This window comes from Roseovarius sp. YIN77, assembly GCF_057219155.1.
On sequence record NZ_JBXVVI010000009.1, the window covers coordinates 81,035 to 102,600 of the forward strand.

24 protein-coding genes are annotated in these 21,566 nt (G+C 53.5%); 13 read left to right on the plus strand and 11 right to left on the minus strand.

The genetic code is table 11. The annotated features are described in order from the left end of the window. Positions 1-2 precede the first annotated feature (2 nt). From AC2D8P_RS09945 to AC2D8P_RS09960, 4 genes are all read right to left on the minus strand, one after another. Complete coding sequence (locus AC2D8P_RS09945) at positions 3-716, minus strand: transporter substrate-binding domain-containing protein (protein WP_484702388.1); 714 nt, start codon at positions 714-716, stop codon at positions 3-5. Positions 717-740: 24 nt separating this feature from the next. After that, a complete protein-coding gene (locus AC2D8P_RS09950; RefSeq protein ID WP_484702390.1) occupies positions 741-1,517 on the minus strand; it encodes an ABC transporter ATP-binding protein in 777 nt (258 codons plus the stop codon). 113 nt (positions 1,518-1,630) lie between these two features. Then, positions 1,631-2,374 carry a phosphate/phosphite/phosphonate ABC transporter substrate-binding protein gene (locus AC2D8P_RS09955; protein ID WP_484702393.1) on the minus strand — a complete coding sequence of 248 codons (744 nt, stop codon included), beginning with the start codon at positions 2,372-2,374 and terminating at the stop codon, positions 1,631-1,633. Beyond that, positions 2,371-2,814 (minus strand): tellurite resistance TerB family protein, encoded by a 444-nt coding sequence (locus AC2D8P_RS09960; RefSeq protein ID WP_484702395.1) that lies wholly within the window; start codon positions 2,812-2,814, stop codon positions 2,371-2,373. Before AC2D8P_RS09960 ends, AC2D8P_RS09955 begins: the two co-directional genes overlap by 4 nt. Before the next feature lie 242 nt (positions 2,815-3,056). On the opposite strand from AC2D8P_RS09960, the gene AC2D8P_RS09965 reads away from it, so the two are divergent. After that, positions 3,057-3,719 (plus strand): hypothetical protein, encoded by a 663-nt coding sequence (locus AC2D8P_RS09965; protein ID WP_484702397.1) that lies wholly within the window; start codon positions 3,057-3,059, stop codon positions 3,717-3,719. A gap of 282 nt (positions 3,720-4,001) precedes the next feature. Here the strand turns inward: AC2D8P_RS09965 and AC2D8P_RS09970 are convergent, their stop codons facing one another. The 4 genes from AC2D8P_RS09970 to AC2D8P_RS09985 all read right to left on the minus strand — a co-directional run bounded on the left by AC2D8P_RS09970 (position 4,002) and on the right by AC2D8P_RS09985 (position 7,378). Then, on the minus strand, positions 4,002-4,355 hold the full coding sequence (locus tag AC2D8P_RS09970; RefSeq protein WP_484702399.1) for a putative quinol monooxygenase: 354 nt from the start codon (positions 4,353-4,355) through the stop codon (positions 4,002-4,004). 360 nt (positions 4,356-4,715) lie between these two features. Then, positions 4,716-6,359 (minus strand): CTP synthase, encoded by a 1,644-nt coding sequence (gene pyrG / locus AC2D8P_RS09975; RefSeq protein ID WP_484702401.1) that lies wholly within the window; start codon positions 6,357-6,359, stop codon positions 4,716-4,718. Positions 6,360-6,525: 166 nt separating this feature from the next. Beyond that, positions 6,526-6,891: a preprotein translocase subunit SecG gene (secG, locus tag AC2D8P_RS09980; RefSeq protein ID WP_484702403.1), complete on the minus strand. Its 366-nt coding sequence runs from the start codon at positions 6,889-6,891 to the stop codon at positions 6,526-6,528. A gap of 91 nt (positions 6,892-6,982) precedes the next feature. Next, positions 6,983-7,378: a DUF6524 family protein gene (locus AC2D8P_RS09985; RefSeq protein ID WP_484702405.1), complete on the minus strand. Its 396-nt coding sequence runs from the start codon at positions 7,376-7,378 to the stop codon at positions 6,983-6,985. Between the two features lie 116 nt (positions 7,379-7,494). On the opposite strand from AC2D8P_RS09985, the gene AC2D8P_RS09990 reads away from it, so the two are divergent. Together AC2D8P_RS09990 and AC2D8P_RS09995 are read left to right on the plus strand one after the other, a co-directional pair. After that, positions 7,495-8,790, plus strand: a complete 1,296-nt coding sequence (locus tag AC2D8P_RS09990; protein ID WP_484702408.1) for an adenylosuccinate synthase — start codon at positions 7,495-7,497, stop codon at positions 8,788-8,790. Then, the gene (locus AC2D8P_RS09995) at positions 8,790-9,032 is read left to right on the plus strand and encodes a DUF2842 domain-containing protein (RefSeq protein ID WP_484702411.1); all 243 of its coding nucleotides are present in this window, start codon (positions 8,790-8,792) and stop codon (positions 9,030-9,032) included. The genes AC2D8P_RS09990 and AC2D8P_RS09995 overlap by 1 nt, the downstream gene beginning before the upstream one ends. A 33-nt stretch (positions 9,033-9,065) precedes the next feature. Here AC2D8P_RS09995 and AC2D8P_RS10000 read toward each other — a convergent pair whose 3' ends face one another. Then, on the minus strand, positions 9,066-10,754 hold the full coding sequence (locus AC2D8P_RS10000; RefSeq protein ID WP_484702415.1) for a hypothetical protein: 1,689 nt from the start codon (positions 10,752-10,754) through the stop codon (positions 9,066-9,068). Positions 10,755-10,893: 139 nt separating this feature from the next. On the opposite strand from AC2D8P_RS10000, the gene AC2D8P_RS10005 reads away from it, so the two are divergent. From AC2D8P_RS10005 to AC2D8P_RS10025, 5 genes are all read left to right on the plus strand, one after another. Continuing rightward, the gene (locus tag AC2D8P_RS10005) at positions 10,894-11,568 is read left to right on the plus strand and encodes a thiamine diphosphokinase (protein ID WP_484702417.1); all 675 of its coding nucleotides are present in this window, start codon (positions 10,894-10,896) and stop codon (positions 11,566-11,568) included. Positions 11,569-11,666: 98 nt separating this feature from the next. Next, positions 11,667-13,187: a sensor histidine kinase gene (locus tag AC2D8P_RS10010; protein WP_484702420.1), complete on the plus strand. Its 1,521-nt coding sequence runs from the start codon at positions 11,667-11,669 to the stop codon at positions 13,185-13,187. Between the two features lie 74 nt (positions 13,188-13,261). Further along, positions 13,262-14,335 (plus strand): cysteine synthase A, encoded by a 1,074-nt coding sequence (cysK, locus tag AC2D8P_RS10015; RefSeq protein ID WP_484702422.1) that lies wholly within the window; start codon positions 13,262-13,264, stop codon positions 14,333-14,335. Positions 14,336-14,452: 117 nt separating this feature from the next. After that, positions 14,453-15,067, plus strand: a complete 615-nt coding sequence (locus AC2D8P_RS10020) for an acyl carrier protein (protein ID WP_484702424.1) — start codon at positions 14,453-14,455, stop codon at positions 15,065-15,067. After that, a complete protein-coding gene (locus tag AC2D8P_RS10025) occupies positions 15,067-15,528 on the plus strand; it encodes a low molecular weight protein-tyrosine-phosphatase (protein WP_484702425.1) in 462 nt (153 codons plus the stop codon). Before AC2D8P_RS10020 ends, AC2D8P_RS10025 begins: the two co-directional genes overlap by 1 nt. Here AC2D8P_RS10025 and AC2D8P_RS10030 read toward each other — a convergent pair. Further along, positions 15,513-15,815 carry a hypothetical protein gene (locus tag AC2D8P_RS10030; protein WP_484702427.1) on the minus strand — a complete coding sequence of 101 codons (303 nt, stop codon included), beginning with the start codon at positions 15,813-15,815 and terminating at the stop codon, positions 15,513-15,515. The two genes, AC2D8P_RS10025 and AC2D8P_RS10030, sit on opposite strands and share 16 nt — an antisense overlap. Positions 15,816-15,977: 162 nt before the next feature. Between AC2D8P_RS10030 and AC2D8P_RS10035 the strand changes: the two genes are divergently transcribed. The 5 genes from AC2D8P_RS10035 to AC2D8P_RS10055 all read left to right on the plus strand — a co-directional run bounded on the left by AC2D8P_RS10035 (position 15,978) and on the right by AC2D8P_RS10055 (position 20,839). Continuing rightward, positions 15,978-16,913 carry a histone deacetylase family protein gene (locus AC2D8P_RS10035; RefSeq protein WP_484702429.1) on the plus strand — a complete coding sequence of 312 codons (936 nt, stop codon included), beginning with the start codon at positions 15,978-15,980 and terminating at the stop codon, positions 16,911-16,913. Then, the gene (locus AC2D8P_RS10040) at positions 16,910-17,152 is read left to right on the plus strand and encodes an exodeoxyribonuclease VII small subunit (RefSeq protein WP_484702430.1); all 243 of its coding nucleotides are present in this window, start codon (positions 16,910-16,912) and stop codon (positions 17,150-17,152) included. Before AC2D8P_RS10035 ends, AC2D8P_RS10040 begins: the two co-directional genes overlap by 4 nt. Next, on the plus strand, positions 17,152-18,018 hold the full coding sequence (locus AC2D8P_RS10045; protein WP_484702432.1) for a polyprenyl synthetase family protein: 867 nt from the start codon (positions 17,152-17,154) through the stop codon (positions 18,016-18,018). The genes AC2D8P_RS10040 and AC2D8P_RS10045 overlap by 1 nt, the downstream gene beginning before the upstream one ends. A 20-nt stretch (positions 18,019-18,038) precedes the next feature. Beyond that, positions 18,039-19,967: a 1-deoxy-D-xylulose-5-phosphate synthase gene (dxs, locus tag AC2D8P_RS10050; protein WP_484702434.1), complete on the plus strand. Its 1,929-nt coding sequence runs from the start codon at positions 18,039-18,041 to the stop codon at positions 19,965-19,967. 254 nt (positions 19,968-20,221) lie between these two features. After that, positions 20,222-20,839: a hypothetical protein gene (locus AC2D8P_RS10055; protein ID WP_484702436.1), complete on the plus strand. Its 618-nt coding sequence runs from the start codon at positions 20,222-20,224 to the stop codon at positions 20,837-20,839. Between the two features lie 70 nt (positions 20,840-20,909). On the opposite strand, the gene AC2D8P_RS10060 is transcribed toward AC2D8P_RS10055, so the two are convergent. Beyond that, a complete protein-coding gene (locus AC2D8P_RS10060) occupies positions 20,910-21,527 on the minus strand; it encodes a transglutaminase-like cysteine peptidase (protein ID WP_484702439.1) in 618 nt (205 codons plus the stop codon). Between the last annotated feature and the right edge of the window lie 39 nt (positions 21,528-21,566).

Below are 21,566 nucleotides of genomic sequence, written 5' to 3' on the forward strand. Positions count from 1 at the left end.
GATCAGAACGTCGCGCCGACGCCCCATTTTTCGATCAAAGCGTTCAGGGTGCCATCCTCTTTCATTGACTGAATGGCTGCGTCGAACTTACCGCGCAGTTCTGCATCGCTTTCACGTAAGCCCATGCCAACGCCGCCGCCCAGCATCACGTCATCCCCGACGATCATCAGGCCGCCATCTTCGTTAGCAATCGGCTCAAGGAAAGACTTGTCGGCCAGAACTGCATCAGCTTCGCCATTGCGCACAGCGGCAATAGTTTCGTCGGGCGATGCAAATTCGACCAGCGTCGCGCCGGATTCAGCCACATATCCTGCCTGAATGGTGCCGGTTTGCGCAGCGATCACGCCACCCATCAGGTCAACGCCATCGGCGGTTGCCAAATAGGCAGATGGATCGGGTTGCGAATAGTTTTGCGTAAAATCAATTACTTCATCGCGCTCATCGGTGATCGACATACCGGCAATGATTGCGTCATAGTTGCCAGAGACAAGGTTCGGAATGATTGAATCCCATTCATTGGTTACCCATTCACAATCCAGCTCGGCGCGCGCGCAGACTTCATTTCCGACGGCGATGTCGAACCCGTCTACTTCACCAGAGTCATTGATGAAGTTCCACGGAGGATAGGCCGCTTCGGTCCCCAGACGTACAGTTTCCGCAGTGGCCATGCCAGCCGTCAGGGCCAGCACAGCAGCTGTGTAGATAATTTTTTTCATTTTTACTCTCTCCCATTGAGTGGTTTAAGCGGCGGTTGCACTTAAGAAACCGCGCAGTCGTTCGGTTTTGGGATTGCCGAACAATTCTTTTGGATGGCCTTCTTCTTCGATGAGGCCTTGGTGCAAGAAAATGACATGGTCGGACACATCCGCCGCCATTTTCATGTCATGTGTCACGATCAGCATAGTCCGGCCTTCCTCGGCCAGCGATTTGATCACCCGAACAACTTCTTGTTCCAGTTCCGGGTCCAATGCTGATGTGGGTTCGTCAAACAAAAGCGCCCGCGGTTCCATACACAGCCCGCGTGCAATTGCGGCGCGCTGTTGCTGGCCTCCTGACAATTGCGCCGGATAGACATCACATTTATCGCCAATACCCACTTTGGCCAGATATTCGCGGGCCTTGGTTTCGACCTCTTCGCGGTCACGCCCCAAAACAGTGACCGGGGCCTCCATCACGTTCTGCAAAATGGTCATGTGAGACCAAAGATTGAATTGCTGAAAGACCATCGACAGATTGGTACGAATGCGCCGCAACTGTTCCCTGTCGGCCGGCTGACGGGCCAGACCAGCGCCCTTCCACTTGACGGGTTCGCCCTCGAACAAAATGTCGCCTTGTTGGCTGTCTTCCAGCAGGTTGCAACAGCGCAGCAAGGTTGATTTGCCGGATCCGGACGATCCGATTAGCGAAATGACATCGCCCTTGTGTGCGGTAAGACTGATACCTTTTAAGACTTCCAATGGCCCATAGGCCTTGTGGAGGTCACGAATTTCTATGACAGGAGTGGTCTGTTGGGTCACACGAGCCGCATTTTCATTGTGAGTGGTCAGGCAATAGTCCCGATATTATGGTCAATTGCAACGATGAATTCTGCGTGACGTGGGGTAATCTGTTCAATATGACCAGCCCGGCTTTACATTTCGTCAGGTGAGGCAGGTGTCGGCACCGAAAGGTAGTCCTCTTTCGGGATGGATACGATCCCGCGCAGATGGAGCCGGTCGCGGCTGTCCTCTGGCAACTGGGTAATGGCCGTATCGATGGCGTCAAACAATTCCTGCCGGTCGAAACCAAGTGCGCTGATATAGGGCAAAACCGGCGTCGGCGCGGTATATCCGATCACCTTCAGCCCTGCGGCCCAAGGACTGTCAGCCTTGATCAATTCCCAGGTCAATGCGTCCAAAGATGCAAAATCGGCACGCCCTTCCCAAACCGCCCGAGCCGACAATTCATGCGCACCCGACTGCAGCAATGTTCCAAACCGTATGCCAATCTGATCCGCATGGTGACGCGGGGCCGCCCAACCCGATTGGGACAGTGCCTCGTTATAGGTAAATCGCGCAGTATCGAATTCAGCCAACTGGTCTCGTGGATCGTCCGCCCGCGCGACAAAGACGGATCGGTAATGCCCCGGCGGGCAATCCTCCAGCCCATAATCCGGGGTGCCGATCAGTGTAACCTTGCCCGCCAGATGCGCCCGAAATGGATAGCCGCAGGTTTGTGACAACAGTAGATCGGGATGCAACCACCCCCGGGTCACGGGCATGTTGCGATCCAGATGTGAGGGTCCATAGCCAAGCGCATCGCGGATCAAAGACCAGAACTTATCATTTGCCGCCCGGGTGGAGGGCCGGTCATACATGCCCAGCTGGGCGATCATCCCAGTTTTGCCTGAACACGTTGACGGGCCAACGCACTGTCGCGATCATTGACGCCCAGCAGATTGGCCAATAGCCGCAGTTGTGCGTCCTCCTCGTGGTCGCGCACGCCATCGGCCAAAACCACCAACCACAAGGCCTCGATCACGCCAACGCGATCCAAATGAGGCACCGCATCCTTGATCGCCCGGGTGAAACGGACTGTATCAGGCGCCTCAGCCTCCAACCCTTCTGCGTCCTTGCGCAGTTCGACCACCTCAAAAGGGGACAGATCATACCGGGCACGCAGAACCTGATCGATCCGGGCAATTTCATCAGCATGATAATCGCCATCCGTGCGGGCAATCCGCACCAATAACGCCGCCAGCGCCAAGCGTGCATCGCCATCAGTGAAAGGATCAGGTTGCGGGGCCGTCAGGCGGCTGAGAAATTGACCAAACATAAGGGGGATATAGGACAGAGGTACCAATCTGCCAATGGCAGAGATCGGCGAGCGTCAGAGAAAGTGCTACAGAATCATACGCTGCCTGGGATGATGTCGGCTTTGATGCCAGAGCGGGCATTCGACGGCCAAGAGATGAAATTCTTCAATGCACCAATCGTACATCCAGATCAGGCAGTAGTCTCCTTGTTGCTTAGAAAGACCTATGATCTTGAGACAACGAAAGTTAAGTTGAGATAACCATGATTAATACTCTGAAATTTTATAGTAGATTAGCTGTTTTTTGCGGTGGTTTCGCCGTAGCTACATTTCCAGTTTCAGCACCGGCTGAGGTCAACAACCGCGATGGTTTGTTCGATCAAGTGGACGTTTGCAGTGGTTACCGTTCCTTTCTAGACGGCGATTACAACGCTAGCGGTTCGGAATGCCACCAACTAGCCGAGTTTTTAATTACTCATAAGCATCTCAAGCTATCGAGTTTTCTTTCAGAAATATCCGACCTTGTTCGACGGGGCTCTGCGTTGGAAGCCTTAGTTGAAACACAACGCGCGACTGTTTGGAGTGATGCAATAAGGGCGTACACTTGGTCAGAACTTGCCGGGAGAAAGATTGCCATAAAGATGGCAGCGTCTTGGGATGAGGAAAGGGCCGTACTGTATTCTCACTTACTTTCAGAAATTCAAAGAAACGTGGTTACTTCAATTTGTAGTGAAGAAGCTAATTGCACGAGCTTGGAACCATTGCATTCCGTTCAAGAAATGTTGGGTGAAAATTTTAGTTACCTAGATACTGAACGCGCAGATTATGTACTTCTTTGCTTGTTGAGGACGGACGCTTATTTAGTGCCGATACGAAGCCTATTGAAAAGTCAGGCCTTCGGAGGATGTATACAAGAGCCGTATTGAACGGCCGCTTTGTCCGGCTCAACGGTCGTTCGCCTCGTCGGGTTGACTATCATGGTTGACTGAAAAAATTAGACTACCAGCTTGTGCCCAAAAACGCCGTTCTGCCTTCCGTCTGGCAAAACCTACATTGGGCAACAAGTCATTCAGTCGTTTATTTCTTTGGACCTTGGTGGGTCAATTTTCTCGCTTTGAAACTACTGGTCCGGTGTCATGCCGACAAACGCGTGCAGGCTTCGTGTCAGCCTTGCACGCATTTTTATTCGAGCGCTGGACAGGCGCCGACTACCTGTCGAAACCAACCATATGTGCAAAATGTGAGGCTCCAAGCCCAGCGAGAGCCTCGCGCGCTGCTGGCGATGCTTCGCCGCGAACTTCCAGCCGCGTGATTGGCGCAATCTCCAATAACTCCGGCAGGCTCGGGCCGACATTTCCCAAGTGGGTCAGAAGTGCTTCGGAGCTTTCAAACGTCTCCTCAAGAAGACAATGCGTGCCGTCTTCGCCCATCCACCATTGATATCCCAGAGTACCGGGTTCATTTGCTTGGACAGTTGAGGCAAAGCCGCTCGCCATGGATTTGAATTTGTCAGCTTCGCCATTATTGATGGTAAACTGCACGACATAAGAAATTCTGGACATGTTTTTGTAACCCTTCGTGTCTGTGTGTCACTGGCAGCCAGCTGACCACCAGACACCACTTCTCTAACCCGAAGGCGATCGTCCTCCGTATAGGGAGAACTCCCCATTCTTCACGAAAACGCTCAATCGATCACAACATGATAGTCTAAAGATAACAGCGCCAAAATCGGATGGCCTGTATCAATAACATGCGCAGTCGCTTCAAAGTTTCTAAGCGCAATGCTTGCCGTGTTTTGGTCCGCCGCCAATCCGCACTACGTCGATTGCCACAGAGCAGACGTTTGCCTTTAAATCACACCGTCGCAATACCGACGTTATGCAGTCGTGTTGCAGACCCCGGTTTTTGGTCGATTTAAGTGGTTAGACAAGTCGGGATGTGTCCACCGCAGCGCGGATGAAATCTGCGAACAACGGGTGCGGCTCAAATGGTTTTGACTTCAGTTCCGGGTGGAATTGAACGCCAATGAACCAGGGGTGATCTTCCCATTCAACAATCTCTGGCAGGCGTCCATCCGGGGACATGCCCGAAAACTTCAGGCCGCAATTTTCAAGCTTTTCACGATATTTCAGATCCACCTCATAGCGGTGGCGGTGACGTTCCTCGATCGAGGTAGAGGCGTAAACATCGGCCACTTTCGACCCTTCAGTCAGGGTGGCGTTATAGGCCCCCAGGCGCATCGTTCCGCCCTTGTCGTCCCCCACTTTTCGACGCACTTTGTGGTTGCCCTGCACCCATTCCTTCAGGTGGTAAACCACTGGGGTGAAACGTTTTTCCCCGGCTTCGTGGTCAAATTCTTCTGATCCTGCATCGGTCAGATCGGCGACATTTCGGGCCGCCTCGATCACCGCCATCTGCATCCCCAGACAGATGCCCAGATAGGGCACTTTGCGTTCACGGGCGAACTGTGCGGCCTTGATCTTACCCTCGGTTCCGCGCTCGCCAAAGCCACCAGGAACCAGGATCGCGTGGAACCCTTCCAGATGGGGCGCCGCGTCTTCGCGATCAAAAAGCTCTGCATCCACCCATTCGACCTTCACCCGTGTCCGGTTGGCCATGCCGCCATGAGTCAGCGCCTCGGCGATGGATTTGTATGCGTCTTCCAACTGGGTGTATTTGCCGACAATGGCCACCTTGACCTCACCCTCGGCATTGAAAATCCGGTCCGACACATCCTGCCAACGGGCCAGATCCGGCCTTGGTGCGGGTGCAATGCCAAACGCATCCAGAACCGCCTGATCCAGACCCTCACGGTGATATGCGAGAGGCGCCTCATAGATCGACTTCAGATCCTGGGCGGCGATTACGCTTTCGGGGCGCACATTGCAGAAGAGCGCGAGTTTTTCTCTTTCTTTATTGGGGATTGTCCCCTCAGAACGGCACACCAGAACATCCGGTGCGATGCCAATAGAGCGCAATTCCTTGACCGAATGCTGGGTTGGTTTTGTCTTCAACTCACCAGAGGCTGCGATGAATGGCAGCAGTGTCAGATGCATAAAAATACATTGCCCGCGCGGCTTGTCCTGGCTGAATTGGCGGATCGCTTCGAAAAAAGGCAGACCCTCGATATCACCAACCGTGCCGCCGATTTCGCACAGCATGAAATCAACCTCGTCATCACCGATATTGATGAACTCTTTGATCTCATTGGTTACATGGGGAATGACCTGAATTGTCTTGCCCAGATAATCGCCGCGACGTTCCTTCTCCAACACGGTGGAATAGATCCGGCCAGAGCTGACAGAATCGGAACTGCGCGCCGATACGCCGGTGAAACGCTCGTAGTGACCCAAATCCAGATCAGTTTCGGCGCCATCATCGGTGACGAACACCTCGCCATGTTCAAAGGGCGACATGGTGCCGGGATCGACGTTCAAGTAAGGATCGAGCTTGCGCAGTCTGACAGAGTATCCACGGGCTTGCAGCAATGCCCCTAACGCGGCTGATGCCAACCCTTTACCGAGGGAAGAAACAACACCGCCTGTAATGAATATGTACCGTGCCATGCGTTTGGCATCCCCCGTGATTGTCTGTTTTCTGTCATGCAAAACGGTTCGCAAAAAACCACAGCATCACGGGATTTAACCTATAACGGATTCGCATCGAACACGCAACAGGACCGCAAGATGCTGCGGGGCATAGTGCCCCAAAAGCAATTTGTAGTGGTTATTTCTATTCGTCGGCCCGCGCTGGAGCGAGCGGTTCATCGCTTGCAGAAGGTGGCAAAAGGCTTTCGCCTTCTGGCAACAATCCGCCTGCATCTCCGCCAGATGTGGGAACGCCCAGTCGATCAATGACCGAAGATCCGGCAGAGTTTTGGGCCGCAACGATTGTCAGTGCAATCGATGTACCGATAAAGGCAATCGCCAACAGCCAGGTCAGTTTGCCCAGTGCTGTCGCCGCTGCCCGTCCAGACATAGCGCCACCACCGCCGCCGCCACCCATGCCCAAGCCGCCGCCTTCGGAGCGTTGCAGCAGCACAATGCCAATCAGGCCAAGCGCTAGGATCAGGTGAATGACAAGGATGACGTTTTCCATGGGGCGTCCGACTATAGCTGTTCGATGCGGTTATCTACGCGCTCCGTATCCGGCTCGCAACCCCTTCTGTCGGGCGAATTTGCTGTGGGGGTCATTCATCGACATCATCCATGTCAGATTGGCCCGAAAGGGCGCGACGCACGTGGCTCCAACTGAGGCCAATTCCCAGTACCAGAGATAGGGCAATCAGGACGATCCAGGTCATCAGGCCCTGGCTCGACAGGCTCAGGATATCCCAATCGACAAGAACCCATATCAATGCCCCGGTGATTGCAAGAATCAGAGCCATTCCAAACACCCCGATCGAACGCAGCGTCGCCCGCAGGTAAATGATATATACGACAAACAGCAAAAGCCCGAGCAGAATGACAAAGGGCAACTGGCTGTCATATGCCGTCCGGGCCCACGTGATATAGTTGAACGACGTCGGATTGAACGTCAGTGCCAGCAGAACAAAGGCACATAGCCAACGGATCAGATACCCCATCACCAAATACTCCCCTTACAAAACGGTATTCTTGACACATAGCGCACTTTCTAGGTTCCAAGCTTGGCATGCAACCGTTATAGGGGTGCGGGTTTCACCAGATTCCGAGGATTGTTATGGCCAATGTTGTTGTCGTCGGCGCCCAGTGGGGTGACGAGGGAAAAGGGAAGATCGTTGACTGGCTCAGCGAACGCGCAGATGTAATTGCACGGTTCCAGGGTGGTCACAACGCAGGCCATACCCTCGTGATCGACAGCAAGGTCTACAAACTTCACGCTTTGCCGTCAGGGGTTGTGCGCGGTGGAAAGCTGAGTGTGATCGGCAACGGTGTGGTGCTGGACCCTTGGCATCTGATGAAAGAGATCGCCACCATTCGGGATCAGGGGGTGGAAATCACGCCCGAAACCTTGATGATCGCAGAAAACACGCCGCTGATCCTGCCAATCCATGGCGAATTGGATCGTGCGCGCGAAGAGGCTGCCAGCAAGGGCATAAAGATCGGTACGACCGGTCGAGGCATTGGGCCAGCTTATGAAGACAAGGTTGGCCGGCGTTCTGTGCGGGTTGCCGATTTGGCGGATGAGGCAACGTTGGAGGCGCGCGTGGACCGCGCCCTGCAACACCACGACCCGCTGCGCAAGGGTTTGGGGATTGATCCGATTGACCGGGATGCTTTGGTTGCCCAGCTTAAGGAAATCGCGGGCCAAATTCTGCCTTTTGCCGCACCGGTCTGGAAGGTGCTGAATGAAAAACGAAAGGCGGGCAAACGCATCCTGTTTGAAGGCGCACAAGGCGCTTTGCTGGATATTGATTTTGGCACCTATCCGTTTGTGACGTCCTCTAATGTGATTGCCGGGCAAGCAGCGACAGGTGTGGGCATTGGCCCGGGCTCGATCGATTACGTGCTGGGTATCGTCAAGGCCTACACCACGCGTGTGGGCGAGGGACCGTTCCCGACAGAGCTGGAAGACGAAGATGGCCAGCGATTGGGCGAACGCGGTCACGAGTTCGGGACCACAACCGGGCGCAAGCGCCGTTGTGGTTGGTTTGATGCCGCGTTGGTGCGTCAAACTTGCGCGACGTCTGGTGTCAACGGAATTTCCCTGACCAAACTGGATGTTCTGGATGGGTTTGAAGAACTGAAAATCTGCGTCGCCTATGATCTGGATGGCGAACGGCTGGACTATCTGCCGACAGCGTCAGATCAACAGGCGCGCTGCAAGCCGATCTATGAAACCGTGCCAGGCTGGTCTGAATCCACAGAAGGCGCCCGCAGATGGGCCGATCTGCCCGCCAATGCGATCAAATATGTACGCCGGGTGGAGGAACTGATCGACTGTCCGGTTGCGCTGTTGTCCACCAGCCCGGAACGTGACGATACGATTCTGGTCACTGATCCGTTCGCCGACTGATGGCGTTAGGTTACAAAGCCCGCAAACGCTGGTCATTGGCAATCCTGCTGATTGGATTGCCTGCCTATGTTGTGATGGCAGTAACGATCATGAACTGGCTGGGCCGACCGCCTATCTGGGTCGAACTGGGCGTCTATATCGCGCTGGGCATTCTGTGGGCGCTGCCGTTCAAGTACATCTTTCGCGGGGTGGGGCAGGCCGATTCTGAAGCGACAAGAAAAGAAAACGGGTCAGAGCAGTAATCTGGTCTGACCCGCTGAATCTGTCGGCACAACTTATTCGCCAGCGGCGCGAGTATGGGGGCGAAAGCGGGTCGAGTCCGCGATCTGAAAATACCCGCGTTTGACTTTTTCAAAACGGCCCTCACGCAACAAAACACCAAATGCGCGCAGGCCCTCCTCGCGGCTGTGGGTGTCTTTGCCAGTATATCCCGCGACCAGGGCCATGATGCGAGGCCGCTTAAACTGCGGAACACCTTCGACAAAACGGGTATAAGCCGCGGCTGCTTCCAACAGGTCAACCAGTTCGCTTGCCCCAGTGGCAGCGACAAAATTCGCAAACGATGCATCCGAAGCAAAGATATTCTCATCATCTTCGTCATGAGATTCGTCATTTTCTACATTGACAGAGGCGGTGGCGTGATCGGATTGCGTATGTGCACGGATCTGATCGCGCAAGGTGCTTGCCTCGACCGATTCATCCTCATCGTACCTTTTGGAATGATCTACCCTTTGGGATGAAACCAGCATCAAAGGCGGCGTTGCAGGGCGTTCATCTGCATGAGGTTGACTAGCCTCTGCTGATGATTTCTGCGGGCGAACGACTTCTGCCAGATCAGCGCGATACGCATCTTCTTCCATCGGTTTTGGGTCGCTTGCCTCTGGTACTGTTTTACGTTCCGCAACTGTTGCGGCAACCGCTGCGCGCAGATGTGAGATGGCTGATCTGCGCCGGCTCGTTTCCGGGTTTGAAAACTGCGTGTCGGCCTCTTTTAACAGACGCTCCATCGCGGCACTGTCTTCGGTATCGTTATTGGACAGGACATATCGGCCGCGTGATGTTTCGGGCGGGTCGTTTTGCTCTGGCACAGCTGTGCCCAGAGCTGACGGTATATCCAGAGAGTCATCTTCATATGTTTCGTCGAAAAACTCTGACTGGTCATCTTGCAACGGTACGAACAGTTCAGACTTTATCGACCTTAGAGGAGGTTGCGCATAGTCATCGACCCGGTCGCTATCAGTAGTTTCATCAAAGCCCGGCGCGGCTGGCGACACATCGTCGTCAGATTCAAATGAAATGTCAGGCTCGCTTGTATCCAGTTCGATCGTTTCAAACTCATCAGTCACCGTCTGGGCCGCTGGTTCTGCAAAAGGGCTTTCCGCCGATGTTTCGAAGAACTCGGATATATTTGCGAAGTCGTTTTCTGGTTGGAGATCTGTCAAAGGTTGGACTTCAGTAGCTGCGGGGAAGCCCTCCAACTCGGCGGTCTCCGCGTCATTGGTCGCAATCTCATTTTCGTTTCTTGCCACAACAGCGCGAATTCGGCTGAGTTTTTCGGCCACGGTTTCCGCCTCAACCAACGCAGCTTGGGGGGCAGGTTCGGGTGCCGCCTCAAAAGCTGGTGGTTCGTTGATAGCCGGCGCCGCAACTTCTGGTTCGGAATATTCGGTTGTCTCGATAGGCTGTTGTGGATCAATGGCAGCGCTTGCGTCTTCGACGCGCAATATCACATTGTCGTCTTCAACCGTGGCCCTGACAGGCTTGTGGGACTCTCGTTCAGCAATCCGGGTCAGCATATCGGTGTCCGGGGTCGGTGGTTCGGCGCCGAAATATCTGTCTTGCGCTGCCAGGTCCCTGAAATACTCTGCGATTTCTTTCATTGTTGCGAAGGAATCATCAAATCCCTCCAGCGTGCAGGAGAAAGTTCCGTAGGAAACTGTCAGAATTTTATTGGCCCCAACCATGACGCGGCTCACTTTCTTTCGATTTTCAAGCGCATTGTTTACAACTCATCATGTCTGGTATGGGCACAGAACTTGGAAATTTCCGGTATCATTTCCGGGCAAGATTGTGACCATGAAACAATAAACAAGCGTGTTGCCCATGAAAAACCACATTATACATGATTCGCAGCCGGTAATCCTTGTCGGAGGTGCGGAGCTAGGATCAAGCGATTTCACGCTTGTAACACGCCTTGGAACGCAAGTTGTTGCCGCAGACGGGGGCGCTGTGTCCGTTCTGGAGGCAGGGCATATGCCCAATGCGGTTATTGGCGATTTCGATTCGATCACGTCCACTGCAATAGCGGGAATTCCTGCAGATCGGTTGCATAAGATTTCGGAACAGGAAACAACCGATTTTGAAAAATGCCTGTCGCGCATCCATTCGCCTTTGATTTTGGGGATTGGGTTTTCTGGTCGGCGTTTGGATCATGAATTGGCCACGTTGACCGCACTTGCCAAATATCCTGATCAACGATGCCTTTTGATCGGAACGGATATGGTGACCTTCTTGGCCCCCCCTCGAATGGAACTGCGAACAGCACCGGGCGATCTGGTGTCGTTCTATCCTTTGGGACGGGTTGGTGGCACGGCATCAGGACTGGAATATCCAATTGAAGGGATTGAGTTTTCTCCGTCAGGCAATATCGGGACATCGAACCGGTCGACAGGCACAATCAACGCTGAATTTTCGGCACCAAAGATGCTGGTGATGCTTGATCGATCCAACTTCATTGCGGCCTATGAAATGTTGATGGAAAATCAATTCTGCTGGTGAGTCACATACCAACACGGCAATGATCTTAAGAATTGCTCAGTTCTGCCCTTTTCCGATCTCAATTTGCGGACATATTCCGGGTGAATGGAGCGTTGTGCATGAATCTGCAAAGCCATACTAATCTGGACCCATCCGAATTTGACTATCAGGTGGATCCAATAACAGGGCAGGGTGCCACCCAACTGCGGGTGAAAGCGCGCCAGACGGCTGTGGCTATTGATAGTTTGTTTGTCCGTCCGGACGGAGAGCTAGATCAGCCGTTGGGCGGTGAAACTTACCGGATGCGTCAGCGCCTGAAAGATTTCGTTCAGGGAAGTCTGACATTGTTCTGGCAACGGCAGGCAATCTTTCTGCTCGTCGCGGTAATGACCGTCACCTACTACAACGCCTTTCTTGCGATGGTGTGCTATCTGATCTGTCTGTTGTCAGAGATGTTCGATCTGTATTTTACCAAACAAATTCTTTCTGACGAGCGCGACGAAAATTTCCCGACAAAATACTATGTGGCCAGCATCACATTATGCCAGATATTCAGTGCGCTTGCGATCAGTCTGTTTGCTGTGATCATATCTTGGTACGAAGGACCGTCTTTCCACTTTACGCCACTGTTTTTATTGTTTGCCGCCGCCCTGTTTGCGGCTGTGAACAACCACCAGCTGCCACAGTTGATTTTGATCAAGCTGGTGATCTATGGGCTGGCCTTCTTGTTTATCCCTCTAAGGGATCTGGTGATCGAAAAACCGCCATTGGGATCTTTCTTGTGGCTGCAGTTTTTGACCGTCGCCTTCGTGTTGTATTTCATTATCGATTGCTCGCGAATTTTCATTTTGCTCTACAAGAAAACCTTGGTTCAATTGGATAAGCTGAAGGTCGAGCGTGACCGTGCGATTCAGGCCTCTGAGGCGAAGAGCCAGTTTTTGTCGACCGTCAGCCACGAACTGAAGACACCGCTGACCTCGGTCAAAGGGTCGTTGGATTTGATCAAGTCAGGTGGATTCGGTGACATCCCCGTCACGATGACGCCCTTGTTTGAACTTGCAGGAAAAAATTCGGATCGTTTGTTGCTGTTAATCAATGACCTTTTGGACATGCAAAAAATGGACCGCAGTGATCTGAAATTTCGTTTCGCCAGTGTAAACGCTTGGGCGCTTATCACTGATGCGATCTCAGCCATTTCACATCAGGCACAATCTGCGGGGATAACTATCCAGCGCACTGGCAGAAACGAAAATCTGGCGATCCGAGCCGATCATTCGCGCATGTTGCAGGTGATGGGAAACATCTTGTCAAATGCAATCAAATTTTCCGAATCTGGTTCAAATATCACCGTGGATGTCCGAAATCTCAGCAACAAGATCGTCATCTCTGTCAGCGACGAAGGGATCGGTATCGATCCAGGTAATCGAAAACTGATATTTGAACCATTCTCGCAAGTCGATTCAGGGGACACCCGGTCAATTGGCGGGACAGGTTTGGGCATGACAATTTCGAAACGCATTCTGGATCGTCACAACGCGTCGATTGATTTCACCAGCACGCCTGGCGTTGGCACGACATTCTTTGTGACATTTGATGCCTTTGAACAGATATCAACAACACAGGCACAGGCAGCGTCGTAAACTTCATCTCGATTGCTTGACCGACGGGTTCTCCGCCCCCACTATCATAAGATGAAATAGTAAAGGGGGGCACCATGTCCGAAATTCGGAAAACCTACGGTCGTGGAAAGTTGTACGATTCCGTGCTCGACACGATTGGCGATACACCCGTCATTCGCATAAACAACATCGCGCCAGACCATGTGCGCATGTACGTCAAGGCAGAAGCTTTCAATCCAGCGGCATCGGTGAAAGATCGCCTTGCGGTCAACATTATCGAAGCGGCAGAACGTGACGGGACATTGAAACCGGGACAAACCGTGGTCGAAGCGACAAGCGGTAATACCGGCATTGGCCTGGCTATGGTTTGTGCAGCTAAAGGCTATCCTTTGGTCGTCACAATGGCCGACAGTTTCTCGATAGAACGTCGTCGCCTGATGCGGATGCTGGGCGCAAAGGTCATCCTAACGCCGCGCGCCCAAAAAGGGTTTGGGATGTATAACAAGGCGGTTGAACTGGCCGAAAAACATGGTTGGTTCCTGGCCCGACAGTTTGAAACTGACGCAAATGCCGACATTCATGAAGTGACCACAGCAAGAGAAATCATGAACGATTTTGAGGGCGAGCGTTTGGACTATTTTGTCACCGGTTATGGCACGGGCGGCACGATGACAGGTGTAGGCCGTGTGCTGCGCAAGGAGCGCCCTGAGACAAAGATCATCATGTCTGAACCTGCAAATGCTGCGTTGATCTCAAGCGGCACGCCACAGAAACGAAATGAAGATGGCAGCCCCGGCGAAAGCCATCCGGCGTTTGAACCACATCCAATCCAGGGCTGGACGCCGGACTTTATACCGCTGGTACTACAAGAAGGATTGGATGCCGGTTTTCACGACGATTTGATCCCCGTACCGGCGCCAAAAGGTATGGAATGGGCGCGAAAACTCGCCGCGCAAGAGGGCATTTTTACCGGCGTCTCTGGTGGATCAACATTTGCCGTCGCCATTCAGATTGCCGAGACCGCGCCTGAAGGGGCGGTGATTTTGGCGATGTTGCCGGATACGGGTGAACGCTACATGTCGACGCCGCTGTTTGAGGAAATTCCAGAAGATATGGATGAAGAAGAAACCAAAATCTCTTTATCCACTCCTTCGGCCCACATGGAGTAGAGCTTGGTCAAACCTCGACGTTTATCGGACGGCACGCATCGTTTCCGTCCGATAAATATTGCCGCTGGAACGTTGGACGGGGTTTCAATGACAAGCGAGCTTTTCTAAGCTGACCGCATGAGTGCAAAACAGTGTGAGCAGGATATAGTCGCCTATCTGGTCAATCGATGCGCGATTCGTCCGGCAAGCATTCGGTCGGACTCTAGTTTGCCCGATGATTTAGGGGTGGATGACGAGGATGCGTTGGATTTCTTGGTCTGGTACCAGGACCATTTCAAACAACGCCTCCCCCCGGATGTTATATCGTCAATGTTGGATGGCCCACCGCCTGCATTTTTATGGGTGCTTTCTGATGTTCTGCGACCCGGAAAAGGGTTTCGAAAAAATCGCCTGCGCTTCTTTGAAACAAGGCGTGGGGTAACTGTCGGTACACTTGCGAAATTTGCACATGATCCAAAACATGGTTTTCGATTGGGCCTAGTGCCGGCGACTATGGCAAGTCCCATCATTCGAACAACAATGCAAGTTGTGATGCTGTGGGCGTTTTTCCTTATCGTTGCGCAGTTTCAGACGAGGTGGAGCGGTTTTTCAGATACAGCAAAACTTTCCGCTATCCTGACGGCGGCGATTTGGATTGGGGTGCAGCCCTTGGGATATTGGACGATGGGGCGTTGGCAGTCACGCTTTGAGGATGCGATGGAACGCACCACCAAATTGAACGGGGCTCCCTGATGTCACATCGCATCTTGTTCGTTTGTTTGGGCAATATTTGCCGTTCCCCAAGTGCCGAGGCCGTGATGCGTGCGCGGGCTGGTGCGGCGGGTGTTGATTTCGTGATCGATAGCGCCGGAACTGCTGGTTGGCATATCGGCAACGCACCCTATGGTCCGATGCAAACAGCCGCGACAAAGCGCGGTTATGATATGTCAAAATTGCGTGCGCGACAGTTTTCCGCCCGTGATTTTGAGCAATTCGATCTGATCATCGGCATGGATGAAAACAATGTCGCCAATATAGAAGCGCTCCGCCCGATTGGATCTGAAACGCCAGTTCACTTGATGACAGATTACGCACCTGCATCGGGAATGTCAGAAGTTCCCGATCCCTATTACACACGCGATTTCGATGGTGCGCTTGACCTGATAGAGGTCGCAGCTGATGGTTTGCTATCACAACTTCAGAAGGTGCAATAAGCCTCTGCAGTGCTGCCGAAATTCACGTATTTTTGCCAGAACTGCTCGTCTGAGCGGCGGTCGGATTGGCGAACCGCCTGCGCCTTGTCCGGATCAGTAAAAAAGCTGGCCGCGACGCGCTGTTCCCCCCGGTTTAATGTCAAATCAGCCACATCCTGAATACAGCCGCATAACTGATTGTTTGCCGCCTGACGATCGGACTGTTTACAGGCTTTTTCAATCACGGCCGCCTGTGCCAATGATGTGGTCATAACGGTAAGGCTAACTGCCAGAAGAATTTGTTTCATTCTATTGCCTCAAGAACTGCTTTATCGGGATTATCCCGTTTTTTTGTGTCTACATTATGCCCGAGGTGAACAGATATTCAAACTCTTTCCAGCGGAGTCACAATCATTATGGCACGAAGGTATCACCTTGTTTCGGATGGGGTTCTTCAATAATCAGTAGGGATGACAACACTATTCATTTCCCACACAGATTGTGATGAGCATATCAACCCTCCTGGCCACCCGGAACAGGTTGCTCGTCTTAACCATATTCGCCAGGCGCTTTCTGCGGATGCCTTTTCGGATTTGAACCGGCAGGATGCGCGGGAATGTGCGGATTCTGATATCCTCTTGTGCCATCCAGAACATTATTTACACAAGATCACCGTGGCGGAACCGATGTCAGGCTGGTCAAATCTAGATGGTGATACATTTGTGACGAAAGGATCTGTCAGGGCCGCGCGTCTGGCCGTGGGGGGAAATGTTGCTGCTGTTGATGCCGTTTTGGATGGGCAGGCCCAGAATGCCTTTGTTGCCTGTCGCCCTCCGGGGCATCATGCGGAAACTGCAACGGCAATGGGATTTTGCCTGTTTGGCAATGTCGCAATCGCTGCGAAACACGCGCTGACTCGGCGTGGCTTGTCCCGGGTCGCGATTATTGATTTTGATGTTCACCACGGGAACGGAACACAGGATTTGATGTGGGAAGAGGGCGGATGCCTGTTTTCTTCGACCCATCAGATGCCCCTTTACCCTGGTTCCGGAGCGTCCAACGAGACAGGTATCCACAATAATATTTTGAATGTGCCATTGGGTGCCGGAACGGGATCGTCGGCGATGCGACATGCCTATGACACGATGATTCTCCCACGTGTTCAGGAATTTGAGCCCGAACTGATCCTGATATCCGCCGGATTTGATGCGCATCGGGCGGACCCATTGGCCAATTTGATGTGGGAAGCGGAAGACTTCGCCTGGCTTACCCGCCGTATTTGCGAAGTTGCGGCGGAAACCAGCCAAGGGCGGGTGGTCTCTACTTTGGAAGGCGGTTATGATCTGGACGCGCTCGCAACATCTGCGGCGGCGCATGTCCAAGTCTTGATGGAGCAAGGTGCATGAGTGACAAAGCGGTTAACCAGATGAGCTTTGAAGAAGCCATGAAAGCACTGGAAGGTGTTGTCACACAGCTTGAACGGGGCGATGTTCCGCTGGACCAATCGATTACGCTTTACGAGCGTGGCGCGGAGCTTAAAAAGCATTGCGAGGCAAAGCTGAAAGAGGCCGAAGAAAAAGTCGCAGCAATTGTTGTGGGGCCGGACGGCAACCCTGAAGGCCTGCAAACACTGGATGATGCGTAATGTTTCAGGAAAGGCTGAAAGAAGATGCTGCGTATGTTCAGGTCGTTTTAGACGCGATACTGAAAAACCTGCACGGCCCCGGACTTCAGGCCGCGATGCTTTATGCCGTTCAAGGCGGCAAGGGGTTAAGAGGCTTCCTGGTCATTGAAAGTGCGCGCCTTTATGGAATTGAACCCAAAGTTTCTGTTTATGCTGCCGCCGCTGCCGAGGCTTTGCATAGCTATTCCCTGATCCATGATGACCTGCCGTGCATGGATGACGACGACATGCGCCGTGGCCGACCCACCGTCCATGTCAAATGGGACGAGGCGACGGCAGTTTTGGCGGGTGACGCGTTGCAAACAATGGCTTTTGAGCTTTTGACATATGCTGAACTTGGATTTTCTGAACGGCGGTTGGAATTGGTCATGACCCTTGCACATGCTGCCGGCGCGCGTGGCATGGTTTTGGGGCAGGCGCAGGATATCGCAGCTGAATCAGCGCCAACACCGCTAACCCTTACGGAAATCACAGAGCTGCAACGCAACAAAACCGGGTGCTTGATCCGTTGGTCGGCAGAAGCCGGCCCTATTTTGGCCGGCGAAGATCCGTATGTCATGCGACAATACGCACGTTCCCTGGGGCTTGCCTTTCAAATCACCGACGACATTCTGGATGTCGAGGGCGACGAAGACGCCGCAGGAAAGGCCGTTGGCAAAGACGCCGATAAAGGCAAAGCAACCTTTGTCTCTCTGCTGGGCTTGGAAGGTGCAAAATTACGCGCGCAAGAGTTGGTTGATGGGGCGATTTCTGCATTGGGCGATTTCGGGCCAGAAGCAGATATCTTGCGGGACGCGGCCCGCTTCGTTATTGCCCGCAACAACTAGTTGAGCTTTGAAGGCCAGCAATGAGTGACCGACCACATACGCCGACTCTGGATCGCGTGAACGTTCCTGCCGATATGAAAACTTTGTCGGACGCAGAACTGCACGCACTGGCGGGGGAACTACGTGCAGAGACAATCAGCGCCGTATCTGAAACCGGTGGCCATTTGGGTGCTGGCTTGGGGGTGGTGGAACTTACCGTTGCGCTGCACGCAGTGTTTGACGCGCCCAAGGATCGGATCATTTGGGATGTGAGCCATCAGTGTTACCCGCACAAAATTCTGACCGGGCGCCGGGATCGCATTCGCACGCTTCGGCAAAAGGGTGGCCTTTCCGGCTTCACCAAACGTTCTGAAAGCCCGTATGATCCCTTTGGTGCCGCGCATAGCTCGACGTCAATTTCCGCCGCCTTGGGATTTGCCGTTGCCCGTGACCTGGGTGGTGCAACGGATCATGGTATTGGGGATTGCATTGCCGTAATCGGTGATGGGGCGATTTCTGCGGGCATGGCCTATGAGGCAATGAACAATGCAGGCCATTTGAAAAAAAGGCTTTTTGTCATTCTCAACGACAATGAAATGTCGATCGCGCCACCGGTTGGGGCAATGTCGAATTACCTGTCCAGGCTCTATTCCGAAGCGCCGTTTCAGGACCTGAAAACAGCCGCCAAAGGTGCGGTCAGCCTATTGCCCGAACCCTTTCAAGAGGGCGCGCGTCGCGCCAAGGAAATGCTGAAAGGCATGGCGATTGGCGGAACGTTGTTTGAGGAGATGGGGTTTTCCTATGTCGGGCCAGTCGACGGTCACGATCTGGATCAGCTTCTTCCCCTTCTTCGAACTGTCAAAGAACGCGCCACCGGCCCGATGCTGATCCACGTGACAACGAAAAAAGGAAAAGGCTACGGCCCGGCAGAACGTGCGCGCGACAAGGGGCACGCTACGGCGAAGTTTGACGTGATAACGGGCGAGCAAAAGAAGGCACCTTCGAACGCCCCCAGCTATACATCGGTGTTTTCCAAGGCGTTGTTGGCAGAGGCTGAGGCGGACGACAAGATATGTGCGGTGACGGCGGCGATGCCTGATGGGACCGGTCTTAATCTGTTTTCCGAACGATATCCAAGTCGCTGTTTCGACGTGGCAATCGCCGAACAGCACGGTGTGACATTCTCCGCCGCCCTTGCCGCGGGCGGGATGAAACCATTTTGCGCGATGTATTCGACTTTCCTGCAACGGGGATATGATCAGGTTGTTCACGATGTGGCCATCCAGCGTCTACCCGTGCGCTTTGCGATTGATCGTGCCGGGTTGGTCGGGGCAGATGGCGCCACTCATGCGGGTAGCTACGACATCGCCTTTCTCGCCAACCTGCCAGGATTTGTCGTGATGGCGGCGGCCGACGAGGCCGAGTTGATGCATATGGTGGCGACCGCCGCGGCGCACAACGATGGGCCCATTGCTTTCCGGTATCCCCGAGGGGAAGGCGTGGGGGTTGATTTGCCCGCGCGTGGTGAGCTTTTGGAAATCGGTAAAGGCCGGATCATCAGCGAAGGATCCCGAGTTGCGATCCTGTCCTTTGGTACGCGCTTGGAAGAAGTGAAAAAGGCAGCCGAATCTCTGTCAGCGCGAGGAATCAATCCGACGATTGCAGATGCCAGATTTGCCAAACCGCTCGATCAAGAGCTTGTTCGAGACCTTGCCGCCCATCACGAAGCTGTGATCACCATCGAAGAGGGTGCCGTAGGCGGGTTTGGCAGTCATGTCGCACAGTTCATGTCGGACGAAGGGTTGCTCGATCATGGGCTGAAATTCCGCTCCATGGTGTTGCCCGACATTTTCGTTGACCAGGCCAATCCATCCCAGATGTATGATATCGCAGCGATGAACGCACAGGATATTGAGGCAAAAGTCCTGAAAGTTCTGGATTTGGGTCAAATCGGCGAACGCCGGGCATAGCTGCCCCTTTTGGGCCGAATCTCTGCTGATACTTTGTGGTTAGTTTAAACTCTGCAGTGTGCCGAAATTCGACTGCGATCCATGTCAATTGCGTGCCCCTATTTCCAATCCGTCGACAATCTCACCAACTTCGCCACATTTATGACAAAAATATTGTCATTTTCCCCTTAATCCCGCCACGAAATTGACATTATTCGTAATCTGTGACTAAAATTACCTTCGGATAAGTCTGTATTGTGGCTGGGAGTTTCACTATGTTTAAATCAAAAATTTTTCGTCACGCGGTACGCGGGACTTCGGCAATCGGTTTGATATTCGGCATGTATGGCGTCGCAATTGGCGGGTCTTTTGATTGGACCGCGGATGCGGTGTCCGAGAACGATCTGCAAAACATTTGTGACTACGAGGATTTGACGCCCGCTCAGGCAAGCCAAATTCGCGGTGAGGTCGGGTATGAAGAGTTGTTGCTTTATGCAACTGAAAACTGCCCACAAGTTGCGTTGGCATTGACAGAGGTGCCGACGGCAACAACATCACGCAATGGCGGTGGTAATGGCGGCGGCGATGGCGGCGGTAATGGCGGCGGCGATGGCGGCGGCGATGGCGGCGGCGATGGCGGCGGCGATGGCGGCGGCAACGGCGGCGGTAATGGCGGCGGCAACGGCGGCGGTAATGGCGGCGGTAATGGCGGCGGTAATGGCGGCGGTAATGGCGGCGGTAATGGCGGCGGTAATGGCGGCGGTAATGGCGGCGGTAATGGCGGCGGTAATGGCGGCGGTGGCCCAAAAGGCTGTAATGGTAAGAAATGCGAAGCGGGTTCCGGTCCGGGTCGATCCGAAGAAGGCGAACAATCCGACCCTGATGGAGATTGAAGTTTGTCTCTGTGAATTTACTAAAGCCGGGCGTTTGCCCGGCTTTTTTATTTCGTATTTGTCGAATTAGTTACCCAAACAAACCGCCCGCCAAAATCGCGTCCCAGCTATCCGGGCTATCGGGGTTTTGCAGTTTGAGGAAAGTATACCCTGTATCTCCCCAATGCCGGATCCGGTTGGTCAGGTTGTCAAGAACCATATCACCTTCTGCCGTGCGTAGGATTAGAACTGCATGACCATTGCGACGCCGATCCAGCGCCGTGGCGATCAGCAATCTGTTTGGAGCGACGCCAGCGGTGATCAGTTCACGTTTCTTCAGCAGGGCGAAATCTTCGCAATCTCCACCGCGACGGGTGGGCAGGGCCCAGACCTCTTCGCGTCGATATTGGCGGGTATCCGAAATACTGCGAACGCGACGGTTGACTTGGGAGTTTACCTGCCGTGCAAGGCGCATGACATCAGTATCAGACATTGATGACTGCTGCTCTGCCGCGCAGGCCCATTGGTACCGGTTGCAAATGCCTTGAAAGCCCTGCGGCGCCTTGGTTGCGGCGCGCACGACCATATGCGGGTTGTGCAGTTTGCGCGCGGCATCTGCCCCGTTGGACGGGAGTATCAATGCTGCTGCCAACAAGAGTGGCACCAGTGGTTTATGGATGCCGTCAAACCGAAATGTTTTCTTCGCCATGGTTCACCCCAAGCCTGCTCATACTTCAGGGACGTGGTC

Bases quoted from the DNA above. Each gene is read 5' to 3' on its own strand.
- AC2D8P_RS10060 (WP_484702439.1), bottom strand. From the start codon at position 21,527: ATGGCGAAGAAAACATTTCGGTTTGACGGCATCCATAAACCACTGGTG.
- AC2D8P_RS09955 (WP_484702393.1), bottom strand. From the start codon at position 2,374: ATGATCGCCCAGCTGGGCATGTATGACCGGCCCTCCACCCGGGCGGCA.
- AC2D8P_RS09985 (WP_484702405.1), bottom strand. From the start codon at position 7,378: ATGGGGTATCTGATCCGTTGGCTATGTGCCTTTGTTCTGCTGGCACTG.
- AC2D8P_RS10025 (WP_484702425.1), top strand. From the start codon at position 15,067: ATGTCACATCGCATCTTGTTCGTTTGTTTGGGCAATATTTGCCGTTCC.
- dxs (WP_484702434.1), top strand. From the start codon at position 18,039: ATGAGTGACCGACCACATACGCCGACTCTGGATCGCGTGAACGTTCCT.
- AC2D8P_RS10030 (WP_484702427.1), bottom strand. From the start codon at position 15,815: ATGAAACAAATTCTTCTGGCAGTTAGCCTTACCGTTATGACCACATCA.
- AC2D8P_RS09960 (WP_484702395.1), bottom strand. From the start codon at position 2,814: ATGTTTGGTCAATTTCTCAGCCGCCTGACGGCCCCGCAACCTGATCCT.
- AC2D8P_RS09965 (WP_484702397.1), top strand. From the start codon at position 3,057: ATGATTAATACTCTGAAATTTTATAGTAGATTAGCTGTTTTTTGCGGT.
- AC2D8P_RS09945 (WP_484702388.1), bottom strand. From the start codon at position 716: ATGAAAAAAATTATCTACACAGCTGCTGTGCTGGCCCTGACGGCTGGC.
- AC2D8P_RS09995 (WP_484702411.1), top strand. From the start codon at position 8,790: ATGGCGTTAGGTTACAAAGCCCGCAAACGCTGGTCATTGGCAATCCTG.
- AC2D8P_RS10010 (WP_484702420.1), top strand. From the start codon at position 11,667: ATGAATCTGCAAAGCCATACTAATCTGGACCCATCCGAATTTGACTAT.
- AC2D8P_RS10020 (WP_484702424.1), top strand. From the start codon at position 14,453: ATGAGTGCAAAACAGTGTGAGCAGGATATAGTCGCCTATCTGGTCAAT.
- secG (WP_484702403.1), bottom strand. From the start codon at position 6,891: ATGGAAAACGTCATCCTTGTCATTCACCTGATCCTAGCGCTTGGCCTG.
- pyrG (WP_484702401.1), bottom strand. From the start codon at position 6,359: ATGGCACGGTACATATTCATTACAGGCGGTGTTGTTTCTTCCCTCGGT.
- AC2D8P_RS10045 (WP_484702432.1), top strand. From the start codon at position 17,152: ATGTTTCAGGAAAGGCTGAAAGAAGATGCTGCGTATGTTCAGGTCGTT.
- AC2D8P_RS10040 (WP_484702430.1), top strand. From the start codon at position 16,910: ATGAGTGACAAAGCGGTTAACCAGATGAGCTTTGAAGAAGCCATGAAA.
- AC2D8P_RS09970 (WP_484702399.1), bottom strand. From the start codon at position 4,355: ATGTCCAGAATTTCTTATGTCGTGCAGTTTACCATCAATAATGGCGAA.
- AC2D8P_RS10055 (WP_484702436.1), top strand. From the start codon at position 20,222: ATGTTTAAATCAAAAATTTTTCGTCACGCGGTACGCGGGACTTCGGCA.
- cysK (WP_484702422.1), top strand. From the start codon at position 13,262: ATGTCCGAAATTCGGAAAACCTACGGTCGTGGAAAGTTGTACGATTCC.
- AC2D8P_RS10000 (WP_484702415.1), bottom strand. From the start codon at position 10,754: ATGGTTGGGGCCAATAAAATTCTGACAGTTTCCTACGGAACTTTCTCC.
- AC2D8P_RS10005 (WP_484702417.1), top strand. From the start codon at position 10,894: ATGAAAAACCACATTATACATGATTCGCAGCCGGTAATCCTTGTCGGA.
- AC2D8P_RS09990 (WP_484702408.1), top strand. From the start codon at position 7,495: ATGGCCAATGTTGTTGTCGTCGGCGCCCAGTGGGGTGACGAGGGAAAA.
- AC2D8P_RS10035 (WP_484702429.1), top strand. From the start codon at position 15,978: ATGACAACACTATTCATTTCCCACACAGATTGTGATGAGCATATCAAC.